Below are 14,834 nucleotides of genomic sequence, written 5' to 3' on the forward strand. Positions count from 1 at the left end.
TGGGAACAGGGCGGGCTCAGTAGGTGGTCAACAGCCTGTCCAGCACCCGGGCGCCGAATTTGAGTGAGTCTGCGGGGACCCGTTCGTCCACGCCGTGGAACATGCCGGTGAAATCGAGCTCGTCCGGGAGCTGGAGCGGGGCAAAGCCGTACCCGGTGATACCCAGCCTGCTCAGGGACTTGTTGTCCGTACCACCGGACAGCGTGTAGGGAAGGACCTTGGCGCCGGGGTCCTCGGCGTGCAGGGCGTCGATCATGGAGTCCACCAGGTTTCCGGCAAAGGGCACCTCGAGCGAAACGTCGTTGTGGACGTAAGAAACCTCGACGCCCTTGCCGGCCAGCTCCCTGACGATCTCCAGCACCTGCTGTTCCTGGCCCGGCAGTGTCCGGCAATCCACCAGTGCCTCGGCCGACTCGGGAATGACGTTGTGCTTGTACCCGCCCTTGAGGAGCGTCGGGTTGGTGGTGTTCTGCAGCGTGGCGCCCACGAAGCGCGCCACGGTTCCGAGCTCCTTGAGGAGCTTGTCCGGATCGTCCGGATCGAATTCCACGCCCGTGAGTTCCGTCACGCCGTCAAGGAACTGCCGGGTGGTGGGCGTCAACTCCACCGGCCACTTGTACTCGCCGATACGTGACACTGCGCTGGCGAGGCGTGTCACCGCATTGTCGGTGTTGATCTGCGAACCGTGGCCCGCACGGCCGTGGGCCACCAGCCGCAGCCAGGAGAGACCCTTTTCCGCGGTTTGCAGGAGGTACGTCCGTTGGCCGCCAATGGTGGCGGAGAAGCCGCCGACTTCAGAGATCGCCTCGGTGGCGCCGTCGAAAAGTTCGGGGCGCTTATCGACGGCGTAGCGGGCGCCGTAGGTTCCGCCGGCCTCCTCGTCGGCGAAGAATGCGAAGATCAGGTCGCGCTTGGGTTTGCGCCCGGTCCGGGCAAAATTCCGCATGACGGAGAGGATCATGGCGTCCATGTCCTTCATATCCACGGCTCCGCGGCCCCAGATCAAGCCGTCCTTGAGTTCCGCGCCGAAGGGATCCACTGACCACTGTTCCCGGAGTGCCGGTACAACGTCCAGGTGCCCGTGAACCACCAGGGCGCTGGCCGACGGGTCCTCGCCCGCAATCCGGGTGACAACATTCGCGCGGCCGGGTGCCGATTCGAAGATCTCCGCGTCCAGCCCCACTTCGGTGATGAGGCCGGCGGTGTATTCCGCGGCCGCGCGCTCCCCCGGTCCTGTTCCGTCGCCGTAGTTCGAAGTGTCGATCCGGATCAGTTCCTGGCAGATCCTGACGACTTCATCCTCGGGGCGTACTTCAGTCATGTTTCACTCCTCGTGGGGGCGGCCTGATTGCTGGTTTCAGCCTACCCACAAGCCCCCTCCAACCCTCGATTATTTGTTTCCCGAAAAGTCGTGCTAGAGTCTTTCTCGCTGCTTCGGAGAAATCCAAAACGCTGAAAGGCGGAAACAATCTCCGAATTACCACCTGCGCGGGTGGCGGAATGGCAGACGCGCTAGCTTGAGGTGCTAGTCCTCGAAAGGGGGTGGGGGTTCAAGTCCCCCTCCGCGCACAAGGGAAAACCCCCGGAATCCAAGGATTCCGGGGGTTTTTTTCTGTCTCCAACCACGCGAACCCCGTAGCCAACCACGTTGTGATGGATGAGCGACAGGTGCGAGGGGTTTCGCCGCGACGCTGACCGCCAGCGCCTCGACGCAGCCCCAGCTGCCTTTGACAGCGCACTAATATGTCAGAAACATGTGGGCCCCGGGCACTGACAGTGTCAGCGACGCCGGCCGCGACAGATCCAGCGAGGCAGAGGAAGCCAACGACCTGGCAAGCAGTTGCCGGGCGGCAAAACCGGGGCTACTCCTGGCCGCCGAACTGACGGTGCGGGAGGAGGAGAAAGGGCCGGCTGTCACGGTCGAAGAGGGGACCGCCTACGCCTACAGGTTCCAGGCCCGGTACGCCGGCACTGCCCTGCCCGGTGAGCCCTCATATAATCTTTGCATGCCGATCACGCGCCTCGACCGAGGCCTCCATGCCCAGCAGCCCAACCTCAAGCCGTCCGGGAGCCCCCAGTGAGCGGCGGCCTTGTCGCCCTGCTGGACGACATCGCAGCCATTGCCCGCATAGCGGCCGCCTCCGTGGACGACGTCGCTGCCGGCGCCGCCAAGGCCGGGGCAAAGGCCGCCGGCGTAGTGATTGACGACGCCGCCGTCACCCCGCAGTACGTATCCGGTGCGGACCCTTCCCGTGAACTGCCGATGATCAAGAAGATCTTCTGGGGATCGCTCCGGAACAAGCTGCTGATCATTCTGCCGGCATTGCTGGCCGTCAGTGCCTTCCTTCCGGGAGCCATCCCGTTCATCCTCATGCTGGGTGGCACCTACCTCTGCTATGAGGGTGCCGAGAAGGTCTGGCACAAACTCCGCGGCCACCACTCCGCCGAAGAAGATACCCCGGCGGTCGAACGGGGACCTGCGGCGGAGGCCACTGTCATCAAGGGCGCCATCACCACCGACTTCATCCTGTCCTGCGAGATCATGGTCATCTCCATGAACGAGGTGGCCGCCGAGTCCCTGTGGGTCCGGGCGCTCATCCTCGTCGTCGTGGCTCTGCTGATCACGGTGGCGGTGTACGGTGCCGTCGCACTCATCGTCAAAATGGACGACGTCGGCCTGCACCTGGCGGCCAGGGACTCCGCAGGATCCCGGCGCGTCGGCGAGCTGCTCGTCAAGGGCATGCCCTCGGTGCTGGGAGCGATAACCGTGGTCGGGACGGTCGCCATGCTGTGGGTCGGCGGGCACATCATGCTGCAGGGAGCATACGACCTCGGCTGGCACGCGCCCTACGACCTGGTCCATGTCCTCGAGCACCCCTTCGCCGGGATCGCTGTGGCAGGCGGCTTTCTGGCCTGGCTCGTGAACACTCTGTGCTCGGCCGTCCTCGGTATCGCCTGGGGCCTCGTCGTCATGGCAGTTGTGGGCCCCCTGGTGAAGGCGCTGCCGTTCGGCAAAAAGAAGAACGGACCCGAAGGGGACGGCGGTGCGGGCGAGCGTCCAGTGAAACGCAGCGCCGACTCCGCCTCGTAGCGCGCGCCGAACGGGACGGTGTCGCCGGGTTCTTTAGCGGAACTCCTCGCACAGGTCAGCGACGGAAGCCAGCCCGCACGGAGGCATCCCGATGCGGCTTACCGCGTCGAACCCATCGGCGGAGCGGAGGGGACGCTGAGTGCCGTGCCGTTGCCCCAGCCGGCGTCCACTGCTGCCTGCGAGAGCGCGCGGGCCATCGTGTCGCCGTCCGGGACGCCGGAACCAGGCATGGGCGGTGAAGCCACGTAGGGCATCTCGAGGGTCTCGTTGCCCCGGACAGCCATGAGGACGACGTTCGCGGAGGCGCCACCGGCCTCACCTCGGAAGTATCCCGTCCACTGCAGGCATGCGAAGTCGCCGATGCCGGTGACGGGTGAGCAGTCGGCCGTTGACTTGGCTCTGGAGATGTCGGCGGCCGAAGCGGGGGACGTGAGTGCCACTGACAGTGCCGTCAGGCCTCCCTCCTTTGACTTGCTGGAATAGGTGCACAGGTAGGCCTTGCTGCCGGGCGGCCTTGCCGGGCTGTTCTGGCCCACAGGGATCAGCCCGGGTTCGACCTTCGCCGCGATGTCCGGGGTAATGAGATTGCAGGCCGGGCTGCCCGTGCCGGACGAGGGCGCAGCCGATGACGACGGCCCGCTTTGGCCCGGAGGCCGGGAGCACCCTGCGAGGAGCAGGGCGGACACGGCCACGAGCGTGACCCCGAGTCGAGCCGCCCAGGGCAGGTCACTGGGCATGGGGATCCTTTCCGGGTTCCCAGGCGAGCCCCGCCCGTGCCTTGCCGGCCAGATGCACGAGCGCCCCGACTATGAGGAAGGCTGCGAGCACCAGGCGGATCCGGGGACGGTCCGGACGCAAGGCCCGGTTGGCGCCCGCGTTGGGTTCAACCGGGGGAATCAGCGTCAGGACCACACTCATTGCACCAGTGTGGTGCTCAGGGGCAACGATCCCCAGAGTCAAAAGTACCGTGACGGGACAGGCCCATCGCCGGGATCACGCGCAGGCGGCCAGGATGCCTTGGATCGCGTCATGCTCGGGCTGGGTGACCCACAGCTTATATTTTGCCTTTACTGCGGTGATCCGGGCCGTATATTCGCACCTGAAGGCCTTGTTCGGGGGCAGCCAGGTGGCGGCATCCTTGTCGGATTTGGCCATGTTGGAAGGACCGTCGGCGGCCATGAGGTTCAGGGGATCGTTCGCGAACTCCTGGCGCTGGCCGTCGTTGATCTGCTGCGCCCCGGTCTGCCAGGCAAGCGACAGCGGAACGATGTGGTCTATCTGGACCGCCGAACTGGTGTCCGCGCCCCGGACGAACCGAATGGTCTTGCCGGTGTACTTGTCCGCCAGGGTTCCGGTGGCAACGACACAGTCACGAGTGCCGGGTTTGAACGTCTCCCCGGTCAGGTCCCGGGCCAGGATGTCGTTGCGTGTGTCGCAGCCGTTGTGGTCCGTGTCAGCCCAGGCGGGCCCGAACCGGTCGCGGCTGTAGCCGGTCTTCGGTGCGCGCCCCTTCACCGGAAGGGAAGCGAGCCGGGCGACGGCGGCAGCAACGTCATCGGGGTTCATGGCCGGCCGTGCGGCCGGATCTTTCCCGTCAACAGAAGGCGCGGCGCTGCGGAGGACTTCTGCAATTGCAGTTCCGGCGGATTCCGCTGCGCCGCAGCCGGCCAGGCCTCCTACGAGTAGAACGGCGGTCACAAGGGTCAGTGCTTTGGAACTGCGGCGTGGAATCGTCTTGTCCTTCATTGGTACGGCGTCCAGCTCAGGTTATCTCCGCAGCGGGCACTGACCTTGCAGGAGCGGGGGTGGCGCCCGTCACAGCAGTCAGTCGGCCCAGTGTCGCCGCCCGCGAAAAGCCCAGGGCGGACCCTAGGGCGTGCTGTAGGCCGCGCGGGCGCCGTAAAGGTACGCGAGATCGTTGAGTGTCTGCAGGGTCAGCTCCCGCGCCTGTGCAACTGATCCTTCGCCGGCCAGTACCTTCAGGTACTCAAGCTCCAGGCGGCCGCGGACGCCGTCGGCCTTTGAGTGAATGTCCGTGACCGCCAGGAGCGCAAAGGCGACATGTCGCCGCTCCTTCCACAGGCCGGCCCGCAACGCCAGCCTGAACAGTCCGTCCAGCTCCAGACCTGCGGGGGCTTTTGCTTTACCGACGTAGACTTCGGCCCGGGGGCCGGACTTTGAAGCCGTCCATCGGAAACCGACCGGCACGCTGCGGTCCTTCCTGGACAGATACATCGCGGACACGGCCAGGACCTGCTGCCCGTTGTCCAAGGCTTTGTGGTTCAACGTGATGTCGCTCAGGTTCTCCTGCCGGCACGCGGCAATGAACTCCTGCACGGCCTTGTCCCACAGCCGGTCCGTAACGCCGTTCTCCATGTCATCCACCCCCAAAATAACGGTACCGGCCAATGGTGCGACGGACCGTGAGACTCGCGGCGGCAGCTTCCTTAATGCAGGCCCGGCCGGCGTCCAAGGCCTACGCTGAACATGTGACGTTGTCCCCCGCCCCCCTTGAAGCTGCACTTTCTGCCCCTGCCGAGTGGTGGCAGATAGTGGCCGCACTGGGACCGCTGGCGGTCCTGGCCGGTGCCGTCCTTGCCGCCTTCATCGGCTGGCGGACCCTGCGGCAAAAAGCTGTGGCGGACGCGCAGGTATTGAGGCAAAGAACACGGGCTGACGACCGGGCCGAGTGGTGGAAACGGACGCAGTGGGCACTGGACAAGGCCCTCGACGGGGACGAGGATGCCAAGGCCCTTGGCCTGGCCTCACTTGCTGTACTCGCGCGGAGCGACCTCGCGCGGGAAGAAGAACTTGAGCTGCTGGACATTGCGTGGCAATCGGTGACCGAGGCCAACGGCGACGACGGCACGTGGGACGAGGATGCCGACGCCGTGGACTCCGCGGAACCAATCGGCGACAATGGAACAACGAGCACGGACCGAACGGAGGAGGGAGCGCCATGAGTACCAGTACACCGGAACAAAAGAAATCGCGGACACCCCGTCACGTCTCCGCTGCCCGCGATAGGCAGCTGACCCCTTCGGAGCACAGGGTCCAGGTGGCCGCGGCAAGGCTGCGGGTTGCACTCGACGAACGTTTGGGCCGGTCCACCCCGGCGGAGACCAAGGCGCTCTCCAAGGAAGACCTTTAGGCCGCAGCCCCACGAAACCAGTGCCCACGGAAAAGGCCCCGCAACGCGGGGCCTTTCTTCTTTGCCCAGGTTCCGTTAGACCTTCTCGGGGGTGCGGTCCACCACCGGCTCTGAACCTGTGAACTTCCGTTCCCGGCGGGGGAAGGCCCAGAACTTGAAGTCCTTCGCCTCCACGCGGGGCTCGGGCTGCTTCTCAGGTTCCCGCGAGTCCTCTTTCCGAATGTCCCTCCGGAAGTCCTTGTTATACGGATAGCACATCCCTGACCTCCTCATAGTGACTGCCCTTTTATCCTCCTCCCAATTTGCGCGCAGGTCGACAGTTTTTGGACCCAGGCTCATGGGGTGTCGTTCGGCCCATGACACCGGCGGGGGTTGCACCATAGATTGAACAACCACAGGTGGGTGGGCCCGGCAGGGAGCTCACGCCACCACGGATGAGGAACGGGCAGGCAGCAGTTTCAGTTTGGATGAGAGGCAATGCACATGGCGAAGACAACGGGTGTGGCATCACGGCTGGCCGAAGCACTGGCCGTAGTCCTCGGCACTGAAGGGATCCCGCTGAGGCTGCGCGCCTGGGACGGCTCGGAGGCAGGTCCGCAGGACGCCCCGGTCCTCGAATTCCGCTCCAAACGGGCACTGCGACGCATCCTTTGGTCGCCCGGGCAACTGGGCCTCAGCCGGGCCTATGTAGCCGGGGACATTGACGCGCCGGGGGACGTTTTCGCCAGCTTCGCGGCGCTAAGCTCCGCCGGTAAGTTCGCCGAGCCCGGGCCGTTTCCTCCGCTGACGGTCAAGGAAATGTGGACACTCGCCAAGACTGCGGTCAGGGTCGGCGCAATTGGTCCGAATCCTGCCCCGCCACCGGAGGAATCCAAGATCCACCGACACGGCAGTCGCCACTCCAAGAGCCGGGACGCCGCAGCGATCTCGCATCACTACGACGTGGGCAACGACTTCTATGCCCTCGTCCTGGGTCCCTCAATGGTCTACTCCTGCGCTGTCTGGAACGACCCAACGGACGATCCTGGCGGCCCGGACAGCCTGGAAGCCGCCCAGGAAGCCAAGATCGACCTGGTCTGCCGGAAGCTCGGACTGCAGCCCGGCATGCGCGTACTGGACGTCGGCTGCGGCTGGGGCAGCTTCGCCCTCCACGCAGCCCAGCGCTACGGCGTCGATGTCGTGGGCGTTACCCTCTCGAACGAACAGGCGGGGCTGGCCCGCAAACGCGTGGCCGACGCCGGCCTGACTGACCGCGTGGAGATCCGGGTCCAGGATTACCGTGACGTGGACGACGGCCCGTTCGATGCGATCAGCTCCATTGGCATGTCCGAGCACGTGGGCCGTGAACAGATTTCCCGCTACGTATCCCAGCTGCACGGACTGCTGCGTCCCGGCGGTCGGCTCCTGAACCACGCCATCTCCTGGAACGCGGGTCCGACAAGCCCGGACCCGGACTCGTTCATACCCCGCTACGTCTTTCCCGACGGCGAAATGCTCAGCCTCGCGGACATGATCGGTGCGCTGGAGTCCGGCGGACTCGAGGTGCTCGACGTCGAAGCGCTTCGCCGCCACTACGCCCTGACCCTCCGGGCGTGGGTGCGAAACCTGGAGCAGCACTGGGATGAGGCCGTCAGCGCCACCAGCCCCGGGCGGGCACGGATCTGGAGACTCTACATGGCCGCCAGTGCCCTGGGCTTCGAGGACGGCCTGACCGGCGTGAACCAGGTGCTCGTACAACGCCCCGGCGGAACCGAACCGCCGCTGCGGCGGGACGCCTGGATTTGACCGAGCGGGATTCAGTCAGGAAACGTGTCGGAAGGCGGTATCAATGACTGAACGCGTAGGCATCATCGGCGGGGGCATCGTCGGCATCGCGATCGCACGCGCCCTGAGCAGCCGCGGGCTCGCGGACGTCACCGTCCTGGAAAAGGAACAGCGGGTCGCCGCGCACCAGACCGGGCACAATTCCGGAGTAGTGCACGCGGGCCTCTACTACGCGCCGGGCTCCCTGAAGGCCCGGCTGTGCCAACGCGGCCGGGTCCTCACACGTGACTTCTGCCGTGATAGGAATCTCCCCTACCGGGAACTGGGCAAACTGGTCGTTGCCCTCACGGAGGACGAACTTCCCGCCCTGGCAAACATTGAAAGCCGCTCCGTGGCCAACCGCGTGCCCGGGCTGAGGCGTCTCAGTGCCGCCGCGATGCGCGAGGTCGAACCCCACGTCGCGGGGGTTGCGGCACTGCATTCGCCGCACACCGCCGTCGTGGATTTTGTGGCCATCACAGAGGCCATGGCCGATGACATCCGGGCCGCGGGCGGACGGATCATGTTCGGGCATGAAGCTGTCGCCATCACCCCGGGGCGCGGCGAGGTCCGCGTCGCAACAACCCACGGCGACTTTGTGTTCGATCGCCTCATCGTCTGCGCCGGCCTGCAGTCCGACGTCGTCGCCGGACTCGCCGGGGCCTCTCCGGCTCCCAGGATCCTGCCCTTCCGCGGAGAGTACTGGGGATTGTCGGCGGCGAAGCAACACTTCGTCAGGGGGATGATCTACCCGGTCCCGGACCCCCGCTTTCCTTTCCTGGGCGTCCACTTCACCCGCGGCGTCTACGACACCATCCATGTGGGACCCAACGCCGTCCCCGCCCTGGCCCGCGAGGGCTACGGCTGGAACAAGGTGTCCTTCAGGGACACCGCGGCGTCGATCATGTGGCCGGGCGCCCTGGCGCTGGCAAGGCAACACTGGCGAATGGGGGCCAAGGAGATCGCCGCGTCACTGCTCAAGCCGCTCTACTTCCAGCAGGCCCGCAGGTTTATCCCTGACCTTCAGATGGATGACCTCACGGCGAAGACCGCCGCCGGCGTGCGCGCCCAGGCATGGTCACTGGACGGCAGCCTCCTCGACGACTTTGCCATCCAGAAAATGGGACTGGTGACGCTCCTTCGGAACGCCCCCTCCCCCGCCGCGACCTCCGCGATGGCGATTGCAGACTACGTACTGGAGCACCACCACCTCCCCCGGACATGATGCGCGGCGGCCACCTGCGTGGTTGATGGACAACGGTGGCCTGCCCCGTTAGATTGACGCCGGGGCAGGTTTCCCGGCCCTGAAACGCCGGGGGAAATGCAGCCGTCCGGCTGCACTCGGGACTGCCCATTTGGGGGAGTCAATGACACACAACATCGGGGCCAACGTCAGCGTGGGCCGGGTAAGCCAAGGCATATCGCGGATCAGGCTCCGGCCCAGCGCCCGGATTACCGAGGAAGACGGGAGGCGCACACGCGAGGAACTGCTGGCGCTGACCGGGGGCATCCGGGGCGGCGTGCTGCTGGAGATCACAGGTGTGGGCTCGGTCAGCAGGGAAGCGATCAGCGTGTACAGCTCGGCGGTAACCGTCAGTGCCTTCGCCATCCTGGGCAGTACTCCCGTGGACCGCGTCATTGCCCACGGACTGCTGGGTCTCCCGCTGCCGGCCTGTCCCAGCGAATATTTCACGGACGAGGAAGAGGCACTGACCTGGCTTCGCACCGTCAGCGGGTGACTTGCCGCTTCGGAGGCCCATCGGGTCCCATCAGCGGTGGCCCTGAAAGAATAGGTGCATGACAGCCATCTTCCTGGTGTGGAACCAGGACCGCGAGGACGACTGGAACTACACGTCCCTCGTCGAGCAGGTGCAGGAAACCGGGCAGTCCCACAAAGAGTGGCGCGTTGCCGGCGCGGCAGGTATCGCCGCCGCCGGATCAGACGCCTGGCTGCTGTTGCGGGGAAAGCACTGGCGGGGCCTGCTCGGGCACGGTGTGGTGATATCAGCAGAGCCCTGCGCCGGGCCGCGCTCCGAGGTTGCCGGCACGCCGTCGTACCGGCTTATTGTCGCGTTCGACTCCCTTCTTCCACTCGGCGACCAGTTGGGGCCGGAGCTCCTCAGCGTCAACCTCCCCGCAGTGGTGTGGGACGACCTCCGCAACGGCCAGGCCATGGACCCGGCCGCAGAGGCCCGGATCCGCGACCTCTGGCGCCTGGAGGGCCCGGCGCCGATTCCGGAGACGACCTTTCCGCTGCCGGGGAGCTACCCTTCATGGGCCGTCAGTACCGTTGTGGTGAACCGGTACGAACGGGATCCCGAGGCCCGGCGGGCCTGCATCGCCCACTACGGGACGAGCTGCGCGGCCTGCGGCTTTTCCTTTGAAATCGTGTACGGCGAAGCCGGCAGGGACTTCATCGACGTCCACCACACCGTCCCGGTTTCGATGCTGGACAGCAACTACCTGCTGGATCCCGTCACAGACCTGGTGCCGCTCTGCGCCAACTGCCATGCCATGGCGCACATCGGGGTGTCCACACCCAGGGCGCTTTCGGAATTGCGCCAGATGCTGGCCGGCGCCGGCTTCATGCGCGGACAGACCCTGCGCGCCGCGGAGGTTGAGTCGCAGAATGAGGCACTACGGATCCTGGGACCGGCAAGGGGTGACCCCGGCCATCCGCCGGCCCCGGAACGCTAGGTAAGCCCTGGAACGCTAAGTAAGCTCCGGAACGCTAAGTAATACCTGGCGGGCTTAGCCGGACGGCCTCAGCGCGTTCCGGACCACTCCAACCAAAGAATTGAAGCGGCTGTTTTCCGGAAGGTCGTCGATGAGTACCGGACCGTCCGGCCCCGCAAGCGGGATGCGCCAATTGGGGTGTTCCGCGTCCGTTCCCGGCTGATTCTGCGTACGGGTCTCCCCGACGGCATCCACGAGGGCTACACCCAGCAAGGCGGACGGTGTCAGGGCCGTGAAGGCATACAGCGCCTCGACGGTGCGCTGGACACCGCCCGGCGGATCAGGAAGTAGCCCCCGTTCGCGCACCATGGCGAGCACGGACTCCTGTTCGGCCGCTGCCTCAGCCCGTTCCTCTTCGATGGGGCGCAGCAGCAGGCCCAGTGATTCGCGGAGCGTGACGTGCTCCCCTGCAAGGTAGCCCGCCGTTGGCGGCAGATCGTGGGTGTTGACGCTGGTCAGGCACTGCTGGCGGTATTCCTCCGGGGACAGCGGACCCGAATCATTGTGTTCGAACCACAGGATGGATGTGCCCAGGATCCCCCGCTCCATGAGGTAATCCCGCACCCACGGCTCGAACACGCCGAGGTCCTCCCCGACGACGGTCGCACCAGCCCGCTGGGCCTCAAGGGCCAGGATGCCGATGAGGGCTTCATGGTCGTAGTACACATACGTGCCCTCGGCCGGACCGGCCCCTTCCGGGATCCACCAGAGGCGGAAGAGTCCAAGGATGTGGTCCACGCGGATGCCGCCTGCATGGCGGAGTACTGTCCGCAGCATGTCGCGGTACGGCTTGTACCCCGCCGCCGCCAGCCGTCCGGGGTGCCACGGTGGCTGGGTCCAGTTCTGACCCTGCTGGTTGAAGACGTCCGGCGGGGCGCCGACCGTCACACCCTGGGCGAGTACGCCGCGAAGCATCCACGCGTCTGCTCCGGTTGTCTTGACGCCCACGGCCAGGTCATGGACGACGCCGATGGCCATCCCGCATTGTTTCGCTGTCCGCTGGGCGGTGGCCAGCTGCTCGTCGCAGATCCACTGTAACCAGCGGTAAAACTCGAGCCGGTCCGCCTGCTCACGCCGCACGGCGTCGCAGTACGGGGTGTCCGGTGACAGTGCCTCGCCGGACCACTCAGGCGCCGTCGGCGGAAGCCGTTCCGCGAGGGTGCACCACAGGGCGAAGTCATCCAGGCCTTTGCCTTCCGCTGCACAGAAATTTTCAAACAGGCGGACACGGCCGGGGCTGCGGCGGACCTTGAAAATGAGTTCAAGGGCCTCGAGTTTGGCCTTGTAGCTGGCGTTTCTTTCCAGCAGGCCGTCCGCCGTATTGGCGGTGTGGAGCAACGCCGCGTTCTCCTCAATACCTGCCCGGGATGCACTGTCCAGGTATCCGTACTCGGGCACGTCCTCCACGCGGATGTAGAGCGGGTTGAAGAAACGGCGGGTGGTGGGCAGATACGGCGAATCCTCGATGGGCGGGCATGGTTCCCCGGCATGCAGCGGATTCACCAGGACAAAACCCGCGCCGTCCTTTCCTGCAATCGCGGCCAGGTCCACAAGGTCGGAAAAATCGCCGATGCCCCATGAGCGGGAAGACCGGACTGAATACAGCTGTGCTGTCAGCCCCCACTGCCGTTCGGACGCCAGGCGCCGGGTGGTGTCCAGACGCTCGGGCGTAATGACCAGGGCGCACTCAGCGAGGTCCCCGCCGGCGTCTGCATGCAGGGTGTGCCAGCCCAGGGGCAGATCACCGGGAATGGCAAAGGACGCCTGCCCGGTGAGCGTGCCGTCCACGTCCCGGGGCTCCTCCCAGTTCTCGCGCTGCTCGGCGTCCACGCGGCGCCCGTCCTCGGTTACCGCCCATACACTGACCGGTGTTCCGTGCGGGACATGGACGGCGACGTGGATTTCGCGGCCTTCCCTCGAAACGACCGACGGCGGGAGGAAACGCCGCCACGACGCCTGTTCTGCACCGCGCAGGGCGTTCTGGAGGTCATCAACTGTCCCGGTTCGGTCCCCCAGCGCGGCCAGCACGCCGTGCAGCGTGCGGGCAGCGACGGGATGTTCTTGGCCATCCCAGCCGCGGAAGGAAGTGCTCACGCCGCGGGCAGCCGCCAGTTGACGCAGCAGTTCATCGGCCATCCGTGTGGTTTCTTGTCCCGTTCCATCCGCCATGGCCCTTACTCTATTGGGTCGCCGGGCTTCGGCAAGGACACCGCCGCCACGTATTTTCGTGCTGCTGCGTCCGCGGTCCTAGTGATGCGCACTCCCCGGGTGGTGCGCGTGTTCCTCCCCCACGAGCTCGTGCAGCCCGGAGACGGCTTCGGCCAGGGACAGATCGGATGATGACACCACGAATGGCATCAGGAGCCTGTTCTCTTTATCCAGGTGCAGGGCAAAGATGCGTTGAATGGCGCCCGCTGCTACGGCGGCGGCCACGCCCCGGGCGCCGCGGAACTCTTCCACGAGAGCCACGATCACCTGGTGTTCTGCCAGCATGCCTTCAACCAGCAGCCTCGCTTCGGCCGTTTTCCGGGGCCCGCCATAGAGGGGACCTTCTTCGGCAAGGGCATGGGGCACCAGCTCGTTTTCGCACCACTCCAGCAATACCTCGTGCGCATCATGCTCGCCCCCGGCGTCGCGGTTCTCCACCGAGTTCGTCAAAGCGGTAACAAGGGCTGTGAGGCGTTTCAGCATGCCCGCGTGGTGCCTTTCCACAGCCTCCAGTGCTTCGTTCTCCGCAGCCTGGTCCTTCTCTGACGGATGGTTCATGGTCCCTCCCGGTCTCGTGCGCGCCTGCCGTCCGGCGGGCGGCCCCTCACCGGGCGGTTACTGACTATTCGCAATTTCACTCTACGTACGCACGGTCCGGCGGTGAGGGGTCTTATGGCCCGAAAAACCTGCGCCCTTTAGGCTCCGCCCCCACGCCGGGCTAGCCTTGAATACTATGGTCGACGTCGAGAGGTTCCGGATCCTGCTTGAATCCGAGCGCGCCCGGAAAACGACATTGCTGCCGGCGCTTCGTGCCGACATCACCGCCGCGAACGCCGCGCGCCAGAACTCGAACGTCGATGACGAGCATGATCCGGAAGGCGCCACCATTGCCTTTGAACTCTCGCAGGCTGCAGCGCTGATGAAGCAAAGCAGCGCCACGCTTGCGCAGGTTGAGGCTGCCCTTGCCCGGATAGCAAACGGCAGCTACGGCCAGTGTGAAATCTGCGGCGTGGCAATTGCCGAAGGCCGGCTCGAAGCCCGCCCCTGGACGCCCTATTGCATCGATCACGCCGACGGCACGTCAGGTCCGAAGCGATGACGGATGTAGCCGGCCCTTTATGGGAGCGGATCGTTGCGGGCTTCTCCCAGTTGCCCGCGCCGCAGGTGACGGCGACAGAACTATTGATTGTGGTGGTGCTTGCCACGGTGTTGTCGCTCCCCCGGGCTTCCTGGCGGTACTTCGGGCTGCTGGCCACCGTCACCCATGAACTCGGGCATGCGTTTGCTGCCCTCATGTCCGGGCAGCGCCTGGGCGGCATCAGGCTGAGCCTGGACCACTCCGGGACCACCACCACCTACAGCAGGGGCCGTTTCCCCGCGGTCTGGTCCACCTTCTGGGGCTACCCCGTACCCGGGGTGGTGGGGGCGGCCATGGTGTGGTCGGGTTTCAACGGCTGGGGACCGGCGGCGATGTCCGTCGGCACGTTGATCCTGGTGGGTTCGTTCCTGTTCATCCGCAACGCCATGGGACTGCTCATCACATCCGCAGCAGTCGCGGGCAGCGCACTCCTGGTGCTCTTCGTCCCGCCGCAGTTCACCGGCCATGTGGTGATTGCGCTGGGCCTCGCCCTGCTGGTGGCCGCCGTCCGCGACCTGGCCAAACTGTCAAACCTGCACCTGCGGCGGCGGGACAGGCTGCCCACATCCGACGCGCATCTGCTCTACCGGGCCACGTCGGTCCCCGCGGCCGTCTGGATCCTGCTCTTCGCCGCAGTGGTCGCCGGTTCGTGGTGGGTGGCGTGGCAGCCCATGGCCCGGGTGTTTGCGGCACTACTGAGCCAATAG

The 14,834-nt window shown here is 65.9% G+C and carries 18 protein-coding genes and 1 tRNA gene; 11 read left to right on the forward strand and 8 right to left on the reverse strand.

Translation table 11 applies throughout. The annotated features are described in order from the left end of the window. Positions 1-16: 16 nt before the first annotated feature. Positions 17-1,321: a M20/M25/M40 family metallo-hydrolase gene (locus AC6JAC_RS11330; protein ID WP_028269227.1), complete on the reverse strand. Its 1,305-nt coding sequence runs from the start codon at positions 1,319-1,321 to the stop codon at positions 17-19. A 165-nt stretch (positions 1,322-1,486) separates the two neighbouring features. On the opposite strand from AC6JAC_RS11330, the gene AC6JAC_RS11335 reads away from it, so the two are divergent. From AC6JAC_RS11335 to AC6JAC_RS11345, 3 genes are all read left to right on the forward strand, one after another. After that, a tRNA-Leu gene (locus AC6JAC_RS11335) sits at positions 1,487-1,569 on the forward strand. A gap of 185 nt (positions 1,570-1,754) precedes the next feature. Beyond that, on the forward strand, positions 1,755-2,081 hold the full coding sequence (locus tag AC6JAC_RS11340; RefSeq protein WP_028269228.1) for a hypothetical protein: 327 nt from the start codon (positions 1,755-1,757) through the stop codon (positions 2,079-2,081). Continuing rightward, positions 2,078-3,091: a DUF808 domain-containing protein gene (locus AC6JAC_RS11345; RefSeq protein ID WP_028269229.1), complete on the forward strand. Its 1,014-nt coding sequence runs from the start codon at positions 2,078-2,080 to the stop codon at positions 3,089-3,091. The genes AC6JAC_RS11340 and AC6JAC_RS11345 overlap by 4 nt, the downstream gene beginning before the upstream one ends. 98 nt (positions 3,092-3,189) lie before the next feature. Here AC6JAC_RS11345 and AC6JAC_RS11350 read toward each other — a convergent pair whose 3' ends face one another. From AC6JAC_RS11350 to AC6JAC_RS11365, 4 genes are all read right to left on the reverse strand, one after another. Then, positions 3,190-3,828 (reverse strand): hypothetical protein, encoded by a 639-nt coding sequence (locus AC6JAC_RS11350; protein ID WP_197024871.1) that lies wholly within the window; start codon positions 3,826-3,828, stop codon positions 3,190-3,192. Beyond that, entirely contained in the window at positions 3,818-4,009 is a 192-nt protein-coding gene (locus AC6JAC_RS11355) for a hypothetical protein (RefSeq protein WP_497964720.1), read from the reverse strand. The genes AC6JAC_RS11350 and AC6JAC_RS11355 overlap by 11 nt, the downstream gene beginning before the upstream one ends. A gap of 75 nt (positions 4,010-4,084) precedes the next feature. Continuing rightward, positions 4,085-4,837 carry an HNH endonuclease family protein gene (locus AC6JAC_RS11360; RefSeq protein WP_497964722.1) on the reverse strand — a complete coding sequence of 251 codons (753 nt, stop codon included), beginning with the start codon at positions 4,835-4,837 and terminating at the stop codon, positions 4,085-4,087. 123 nt (positions 4,838-4,960) lie between these two features. Then, on the reverse strand, positions 4,961-5,476 hold the full coding sequence (locus tag AC6JAC_RS11365) for a hypothetical protein (protein ID WP_497964724.1): 516 nt from the start codon (positions 5,474-5,476) through the stop codon (positions 4,961-4,963). A 104-nt stretch (positions 5,477-5,580) separates the two neighbouring features. Here AC6JAC_RS11365 and AC6JAC_RS11370 point away from each other — a divergent pair, with 104 nt between their 5' ends. Both AC6JAC_RS11370 and AC6JAC_RS11375 read left to right on the forward strand, forming a co-directional pair. Further along, complete coding sequence (locus AC6JAC_RS11370; RefSeq protein WP_497964726.1) at positions 5,581-6,054, forward strand: hypothetical protein; 474 nt, start codon at positions 5,581-5,583, stop codon at positions 6,052-6,054. Further along, positions 6,051-6,242, forward strand: a complete 192-nt coding sequence (locus AC6JAC_RS11375) for a hypothetical protein (protein WP_028269233.1) — start codon at positions 6,051-6,053, stop codon at positions 6,240-6,242. Before AC6JAC_RS11370 ends, AC6JAC_RS11375 begins: the two co-directional genes overlap by 4 nt. Before the next feature lie 75 nt (positions 6,243-6,317). Here AC6JAC_RS11375 and AC6JAC_RS11380 read toward each other — a convergent pair whose 3' ends face one another. Continuing rightward, positions 6,318-6,500 (reverse strand): hypothetical protein, encoded by a 183-nt coding sequence (locus AC6JAC_RS11380; RefSeq protein WP_028269234.1) that lies wholly within the window; start codon positions 6,498-6,500, stop codon positions 6,318-6,320. 225 nt (positions 6,501-6,725) lie between these two features. On the opposite strand from AC6JAC_RS11380, the gene AC6JAC_RS11385 reads away from it, so the two are divergent. From AC6JAC_RS11385 to AC6JAC_RS11400, 4 genes are all read left to right on the forward strand, one after another. Next, positions 6,726-8,027, forward strand: a complete 1,302-nt coding sequence (locus AC6JAC_RS11385; RefSeq protein ID WP_028269235.1) for a class I SAM-dependent methyltransferase — start codon at positions 6,726-6,728, stop codon at positions 8,025-8,027. A 43-nt stretch (positions 8,028-8,070) separates the two neighbouring features. Continuing rightward, on the forward strand, positions 8,071-9,270 hold the full coding sequence (lhgD, locus tag AC6JAC_RS11390) for an L-2-hydroxyglutarate dehydrogenase (RefSeq protein ID WP_497964729.1): 1,200 nt from the start codon (positions 8,071-8,073) through the stop codon (positions 9,268-9,270). A 142-nt stretch (positions 9,271-9,412) separates the two neighbouring features. Then, the gene (locus AC6JAC_RS11395) at positions 9,413-9,784 is read left to right on the forward strand and encodes a SpoIIAA family protein (protein ID WP_347894264.1); all 372 of its coding nucleotides are present in this window, start codon (positions 9,413-9,415) and stop codon (positions 9,782-9,784) included. 58 nt (positions 9,785-9,842) lie between these two features. After that, positions 9,843-10,742 carry an HNH endonuclease gene (locus AC6JAC_RS11400; RefSeq protein ID WP_497964731.1) on the forward strand — a complete coding sequence of 300 codons (900 nt, stop codon included), beginning with the start codon at positions 9,843-9,845 and terminating at the stop codon, positions 10,740-10,742. Between the two features lie 54 nt (positions 10,743-10,796). Here AC6JAC_RS11400 and malQ read toward each other — a convergent pair whose 3' ends face one another. Together malQ and AC6JAC_RS11410 are read right to left on the reverse strand one after the other, a co-directional pair. Further along, on the reverse strand, positions 10,797-12,950 hold the full coding sequence (malQ, locus tag AC6JAC_RS11405) for a 4-alpha-glucanotransferase (RefSeq protein WP_497964733.1): 2,154 nt from the start codon (positions 12,948-12,950) through the stop codon (positions 10,797-10,799). Between the two features lie 78 nt (positions 12,951-13,028). Beyond that, positions 13,029-13,547 carry a hemerythrin domain-containing protein gene (locus tag AC6JAC_RS11410; RefSeq protein ID WP_028269239.1) on the reverse strand — a complete coding sequence of 173 codons (519 nt, stop codon included), beginning with the start codon at positions 13,545-13,547 and terminating at the stop codon, positions 13,029-13,031. Positions 13,548-13,722: 175 nt separating this feature from the next. Here AC6JAC_RS11410 and AC6JAC_RS11415 point away from each other — a divergent pair, with 175 nt between their 5' ends. Both AC6JAC_RS11415 and AC6JAC_RS11420 read left to right on the forward strand, forming a co-directional pair. Next, a complete protein-coding gene (locus AC6JAC_RS11415; RefSeq protein ID WP_497964735.1) occupies positions 13,723-14,088 on the forward strand; it encodes a TraR/DksA family transcriptional regulator in 366 nt (121 codons plus the stop codon). Then, entirely contained in the window at positions 14,085-14,834 is a 750-nt protein-coding gene (locus AC6JAC_RS11420; RefSeq protein ID WP_497964737.1) for a M50 family metallopeptidase, read from the forward strand. The genes AC6JAC_RS11415 and AC6JAC_RS11420 overlap by 4 nt, the downstream gene beginning before the upstream one ends.

The organism is Arthrobacter sp. KUASC02, assembly GCF_059739395.1.